We start from the raw sequence: 6,000 nt of genomic DNA on the forward strand, positions 1-6,000 counted from the left end.
GCGCGGAGCCGGAGGGCGCCTGGAGTCCGCTCCCCGGGGCAGGGGAGGCCGTTAGGCCGTACCGAACAGGCGCGGGGCCGACGGGGTCGGGAGACTGATCATCACGCGAACAACGGAGGACTCATGGCCGGCAGCGACAGCCGCAGCGATTCCGGCAGCGGTACGGGTTCCGGCAGCGGTACGGGTTCCGGCCGCCGCGACGCGGATTCCGGCGAGGTCTCCGGCAGCACCGCAGGCCGGGCGGGGCTGCGGCGGACGCTGGGCTTCCGGGATCTGGTGGTCTACGGGCTGCTGTTCATCGCCCCGATGGCCCCGGTCGGCGTCTTCGGCACGCTCGACGCCAAATCCCACGGCGCGGTGGCGCTGGTCTACATCGCGGCGACCGTGGTGATGGCGTTCACCGCCTTCAGCTACGCCCAGATGGTGCGGGTCGCTCCCCTGGCGGGTTCGGTGTTCGCGTACGCGCGCAAGGGGCTCGGGGAGGCGCCGGGATTCATCGCCGGGTGGATGGCGATGCTGGACTACCTGCTGATCCCGGCGGTCGCCTACCTCTTCTCCGGCATCGCGATGAACTCGCTGGTGCCGGAGGTGTCACGGTGGGTGTGGACCGCGCTGGCCGTGGTCCTCACGACGCTGCTGAACCTCTGGGGAGTACGGGCGGCGGCCCGGGTCGGCTTCGCGGTGCTCGCCATGGAGATCGTGGTGCTGCTGGTGTTCCTGGTGTCCGCCGTGGTGGTCCTGGTACAGGACGGGGCGCAGCGCGGCTGGCTGACGCCGCTCAACGGCGACGCGGGCTTCTCCGCGTCGGCCGTGCTGGGGGCGGTGTCCGTGGCCGTGCTGTCGTACCTGGGCTTCGACGCCATCGCCACGTTCGCGGAGGAGGTGACGGGCGGCTCGGCCAAGGTGGCGCGGGCGCTGCTGTTCTGCCTGGTGCTGGCGGGGTTCCTGTTCGTGGCACAGGCGTATCTGGCGGCGCTGCTCGAACCGATGACATCGGCCGAGCTGGCCGCCGACCCGGCCGCCCAGGGCTCCGCCTTCTACGACACGGTGGACTCCGCGGTCGGCTCCTGGCTGCACGATCTGGTGGCGGTCAGCAAGGCGATCGGGGCGGCGTTCGCGGCGCTGGCCGGGCAGGCGGCCGCAGGCCGGCTGCTGTTCGCGATGGCCCGGGAGCGCCGGCTGCCCGCGCTGCTGTCCAAGGTCGATCCGCGCTCGGGGGTGCCCCGGATCGCGATCCTGATCGCGGCGGTCGTGACGCTGGTGGCGGCGGTCTGGGCGGCCCGGCGCGACGACGGCCTGGACCATCTGGTGTCGGTGGTGGACGTGGGCGCGCTGACCGCGTTCGTGCTGCTGCACGCTTCGGTGGTCGGCTGGTTCGTGGTGCGCCGGATGGAGGGGCCGCCGAGCTGGTGGCGGCACGTCCTGATCCCGGTGGTGGGCGCCGGCGTGCTGATCGCGGTGATCGTGGAGGCGACGTCGAGCGCGCAGGTGGTGGGGGCGTGCTGGCTCGTGGTGGGGCTCGCGGTACTCCTGGTGCAGCGCGGACGGCGGGCGGCGTGAGGGACACGGCGGGCAGCGTGAGGGACACGGGCGGGCAGCGTCAGGAGCGCGGCGGGTGGCGCGCTCGGCGCCCGCAGGTTCGATGCCCGCGGGTTCCTTCTCCCGGGCTCCTTCCGCGGGACCGGCCGGTTGTCGGTGCCGACGGATACGCTCGCTCGCATGGCTCTCCAAACATCCGCGGAAGCTCCGCTGCCCGTCGGTGACGTGTCACGGCTCATCGGCGGCTGGATCGACCGGCTCGGTGCCGTCTGGGTCGAGGGACAGATCACCCAGCTCTCGCGGCGGCCGGGGGCCGGAGTGGTGTTCCTGACACTGCGCGACCCCTCGCACGACATCTCGGTGAGCGTGACGTGCTTCCGGCAGGTCTTCGACCGGATCGCCGACGTGGTCACGGAGGGCGCGCGGGTCGTCGTCCTCGCCAAGCCCGAGTGGTACGCCCCCCGCGGGCAGCTCTCGCTGCGTGCCACGGAGATACGGCCGGTCGGCATCGGCGAGCTGCTGGTCCGGCTGGAGCTGCTGAAGAAGTCACTGGCCGGGGAGGGCCTCTTCGCCCTCGACCGCAAGAAGCCGCTGCCCTTCCTGCCGCAGCTGATCGGCCTCGTCTGCGGCCGGGCCTCGGCGGCCGAACGCGATGTCCTGGAGAACACCCGGCGCCGGTGGCCCGCGGTCCGCTTCGAGGTCCGCAACACCGCCGTGCAGGGCGTGCACGCGGTGAACCAGGTGGTCCAGGCCGTGCAGGAGCTGGACGGGATCCCGGAGGTCGACGTGATCGTCGTGGCGCGCGGCGGCGGCAGCGTGGAGGATCTGCTGCCGTTCTCGGACGAGCAGCTGATCCGTACGGTCGCGGCCTGCCGCACCCCGGTGGTCTCGGCCATCGGGCACGAGCCGGACTCCCCGCTCCTCGACCTGGTGGCCGACGTACGGGCTTCCACCCCCACGGACGCCGCGAAGCGGATCGTGCCCGATGTGAGCGAGGAGCTGGACCGGGTGCAGCAGCTGCGGGACCGGGCGCTGCGGTCGCTGCGGGGCCTGCTCGACCGGGAGGAGCGGGGGCTGGCCCACGCGCTGGGGCGGCCCTCGATGGAGCGTCCGCAGCGGATGGTGGACGAGCGCGCGGCGGAGGTCGACGCGCTGATCGGGCGCGGCCGGCGGGTGCTGGGCCATCTGCTGGACCGTGCGGACTCGGAGCTCTCCCACACCAGGGCCCGGGTGGTCGCGCTGTCGCCCGCGGCGACCCTGGAGCGCGGCTACGCGGTGCTGCAGCGGGCGGACGGGCACGTGGTGCGCGATCCCTCGGACGCGGGGGCGGCCGGGGACGCGCTGCGGGCCCGGGTGTCGGGGGGCGAGTTCGTGGTGCGGGTCGACGGATGAGCAACACCTTCCGGTCCCTGCGGACAGGGCCCCGGAAGGCCGGCCGGGGCCGGAACCGACGGACATGCCGACGCATAGGGTGGATCACATGACGGACGACGGGACGACGGCGGCTGCGGCCACGGGCACGCTCGGATACGAGCAGGCGCGCGACGAGCTGATCGAGGTGGTGCGCCGGCTGGAGGCGGGCGGGACGAGCCTGGAGGAGTCCCTGGCCCTGTGGGAGCGGGGCGAGGAGCTGGCGAAGGTGTGCCGGCACTGGCTGGAGGGCGCCCGCGCCCGGCTGGACGCCGCGCTGGCGGGGCCGGCCGGGACCGACGGCGCCGAGGGCCCGGCGGCCGACGCCGGCTGAATCGGGCGGTGCACGGCCGAAGGGCCACCCGTCGCCGTCGCTGTCACCGTTGTGGAGTGGATCACTCCCCTCCAGTTTTAGTTGAAAGTTAACCTACCCCTCCCTTACGGTGACCGGAGTAGTTCGACACCCGTGTTCGTCCGGAAGGTAATACGCAAGATGTCCCTCGTTCTTGACCCCGCCGCCCAGGACCTCCTCTTCCGTGAGGCCCGCACCGCCAACACCTTCACCGACGAGCCGGTGACCGAGGAGCAGGTCCAGGCGATTTACGACCTGGTCAAGTACGGCCCGACCGCGTTCAACCAGTCGCCGCTGCGCGTCATCCTGGTGCGCTCGGACGACGCCCGCGCGCGCCTCGTCCAGCACATGGCCGAGGGCAACCAGCCCAAGACCTCGACCGCCCCGCTGGTCGCGATCCTGGCCACCGACAACGAGTTCCACGAGGAGCTCCCGGCGCTGCTGCCGCACTTCCCGCAGGCCAAGGACGCGTTCTTCTCCGAGCGCCCGGTCCGCGAGTCCGCCGCCGTGCTGAACGGCGCACTGCAGGCCGCCTACTTCATCATCGGCGTCCGCGCCGCCGGCCTGGCCGCCGGCCCGATGACCGGCTACGACGCCGCGGGCATCGAGAAGGAGTTCCTGGACGGCGACCACAACGTGCTGATGGTCGTCAACATCGGCAAGCCGGGCGACGACGCCTGGTTCCCGCGTCTGCCGCGCCTGGCCTACGACGAGGTCATCAAGAGCGTCTGAGTCCGAGCACGCCGCGGCATACGGGAAAGGCCCTGGAGCAGGTGCTCCAGGGCCTTTCCCGTATGCCGGAAGGCGCCGTCAGGACGTCTTGAGCGCCGCCGCCATCTCCGCCAGCCGCTCCGGCGAGGCGGAGCCGGTGACGACCGTGGTCGCCCCCTTGCCCTCGCGCACGAGGGCGTCGTACTTGGGGCCCTCCCAGTGCTGCCAGCTCTCACCGGCGACCTGCTGGGTGCGGCCGGTGTTCTTCGCGTCCTGACTGACAGCGGTGATGTACTTCTTCGCCGGCGACGTGGACTGCTCCACCGCGACGTACCCGCCGTCCGGATCGAGGAAGCCCAGGTGCCAGCTGTTGCCGGCCTCGCGCTCGTAGCTGACGGAGGTCGGCTTCCACTTCTGCGTCAGACCGCTGGGCGCCGCCACCGGGTACGGAGCCGCGCGCCGCGCCGTCAGGAGCTCGACCCGGTAGTCGACCGCCTTGACCGGATCGGCCTTGTCGTCGTGCGGGACGAAGATGTAGACGACCCCCGCCACGGCGGCGATCACCGCCAACGACAGGAACATGTCCCGCACTGTCTGCTTGCCTCGCTTGCTTGCCACGGGTCCATCGTCGCATCAGCCCCGACGGCACCGAACCGGGGGCGCCCGCTCATAAGTGACCCGGTCTGCTCATTTTATCGACCTGACGATAGAGTCACATCACCCTCATCCGGTCGTCGTCGTACAGAAAGGTGCGCTCCGATGTCCGAGCATCATCTGCCGTCCCAGCTGGAGGTCTCCCCGGAGGCCCCCGACCGCAACCTCGCCCTGGAGCTCGTCCGGGTCACCGAGGCCGCCGCCATGGCCGCCGGGCGCTGGGTCGGCCGCGGGGACAAGATCGGCGCCGACGGCGCCGCCGTGAAGGCCATGCGGACCCTCGTCTCCACCGTGTCGATGAACGGCATCGTCGTCATCGGTGAGGGCGAGAAGGACGAAGCCCCCATGCTGTTCAACGGCGAGCGGGTCGGTGACGGCACCGGCCCCGAGGTCGACATCGCCGTCGACCCGATCGACGGCACGACCCTGAACGCCAAGGGCATGCCGAACGCGATCGCCGTGCTGGCCGCCGCCGACCGGGGCGCGATGTTCGACCCGTCCGCGGTCTTCTACATGGACAAGCTGGTCACCGGCCCCGAGGCCGCCGACTTCGTCGACATCAACGCCCCCGTCTCGGTGAACATCCGACGGGTCGCGAGGGCGAAGAACTCCACCCCCGAGGACGTCACCGTCGTCATCCTGGACCGCCCGCGCCACGAGGGCATCGTCAAGGAGATCCGGGAGACCGGCGCGCGGATCAAGTTCATCTCCGACGGAGATGTCGCGGGCTCGATCATGGCCGCCCGCGACGACACCGGCGTCGACCTGCTGATGGGGATCGGCGGCACCCCGGAAGGCATCATCTCGGCCTGCGCCATAAAGTGCCTCGGCGGTGTCATCCAGGGCAAGCTCTGGCCGAAGGACGCGGCCGAGCGCCAGCGCGCGCTGGACGCCGGGCACGACCTGGACCGGGTGCTGTCCACGGACGACCTGGTCAGCGGCGACAACGTGTTCTTCGTGGCGACCGGCATCACGGACGGCGAACTGATGCGCGGTGTGCGCTACCGCGCGGAGACGGCGACCACCGAGTCGATCGTGATGCGGTCCAAGTCGGGCACCATCCGGAAGATCGACTCGACCCACCGGCTGTCGAAGCTGCGGGCCTACAGCGCGATCGACTTCGACCGCGCGAAGTGACGCAGGCGCGTACGTCGTAGACGCCTGCGTCGCGTACGTCGTAGACGCCTACGACGCAGGCTCGTTCACGTTCGCGTGAGAGGGGCGCCCCCCATGTGCGGTGGATGCTGTTGGCGAATGCCCCTTCGTTCCGCCCCATCGGATTTATCCGGTGGGGCGGAGTGCTGCGAAGTGTGAGGTGCGTGTTGGGGCGAGTG

6 protein-coding genes are annotated in these 6,000 nt (G+C 71.3%); 5 read left to right on the forward strand and 1 reads right to left on the reverse strand.

Annotated features, from left to right (window positions below; translation table 11 throughout):
* Window positions 1-123 precede the first annotated feature (123 nt).
* From ACGFU6_RS36800 to ACGFU6_RS36815, 4 genes are all read left to right on the forward strand, one after another.
* On the forward strand, window positions 124-1,560 hold the full coding sequence (locus ACGFU6_RS36800; RefSeq protein ID WP_393616916.1) for an APC family permease: 1,437 nt from the start codon (window positions 124-126) through the stop codon (window positions 1,558-1,560).
* Between the two features lie 159 nt (window positions 1,561-1,719).
* On the forward strand, window positions 1,720-2,931 hold the full coding sequence (gene xseA, locus ACGFU6_RS36805; RefSeq protein ID WP_393616917.1) for an exodeoxyribonuclease VII large subunit: 1,212 nt from the start codon (window positions 1,720-1,722) through the stop codon (window positions 2,929-2,931).
* Window positions 2,932-3,019: 88 nt separating this feature from the next.
* Window positions 3,020-3,283: an exodeoxyribonuclease VII small subunit gene (locus ACGFU6_RS36810; protein ID WP_393616918.1), complete on the forward strand. Its 264-nt coding sequence runs from the start codon at window positions 3,020-3,022 to the stop codon at window positions 3,281-3,283.
* A 159-nt stretch (window positions 3,284-3,442) separates the two neighbouring features.
* Complete coding sequence (locus tag ACGFU6_RS36815) at window positions 3,443-4,033, forward strand: malonic semialdehyde reductase (RefSeq protein ID WP_393616919.1); 591 nt, start codon at window positions 3,443-3,445, stop codon at window positions 4,031-4,033.
* Between the two features lie 78 nt (window positions 4,034-4,111).
* Here the strand turns inward: ACGFU6_RS36815 and ACGFU6_RS36820 are convergent, their stop codons facing one another.
* Entirely contained in the window at window positions 4,112-4,630 is a 519-nt protein-coding gene (locus ACGFU6_RS36820; RefSeq protein WP_393616920.1) for a DUF4245 domain-containing protein, read from the reverse strand.
* A 141-nt stretch (window positions 4,631-4,771) separates the two neighbouring features.
* Here ACGFU6_RS36820 and glpX point away from each other — a divergent pair, with 141 nt between their 5' ends.
* Window positions 4,772-5,803, forward strand: a complete 1,032-nt coding sequence (gene glpX, locus ACGFU6_RS36825) for a class II fructose-bisphosphatase (protein WP_393616921.1) — start codon at window positions 4,772-4,774, stop codon at window positions 5,801-5,803.
* Window positions 5,804-6,000 lie beyond the last annotated feature (197 nt).

The organism is Streptomyces sp. NPDC048462 (genome assembly GCF_043200175.1).
Classification (GTDB): Bacteria; Actinomycetota; Actinomycetes; order Streptomycetales; family Streptomycetaceae; genus Streptomyces.

Excerpts from the sequence above, each read along its gene's own strand:
- ACGFU6_RS36800 (WP_393616916.1), top strand. The coding sequence starts at position 124 with ATGGCCGGCAGCGACAGCCGCAGCGATTCCGGCAGCGGTACGGGTTCC.
- ACGFU6_RS36815 (WP_393616919.1), top strand. The coding sequence starts at position 3,443 with ATGTCCCTCGTTCTTGACCCCGCCGCCCAGGACCTCCTCTTCCGTGAG.
- ACGFU6_RS36810 (WP_393616918.1), top strand. The coding sequence starts at position 3,020 with ATGACGGACGACGGGACGACGGCGGCTGCGGCCACGGGCACGCTCGGA.
- glpX (WP_393616921.1), top strand. The coding sequence starts at position 4,772 with ATGTCCGAGCATCATCTGCCGTCCCAGCTGGAGGTCTCCCCGGAGGCC.
- xseA (WP_393616917.1), top strand. The coding sequence starts at position 1,720 with ATGGCTCTCCAAACATCCGCGGAAGCTCCGCTGCCCGTCGGTGACGTG.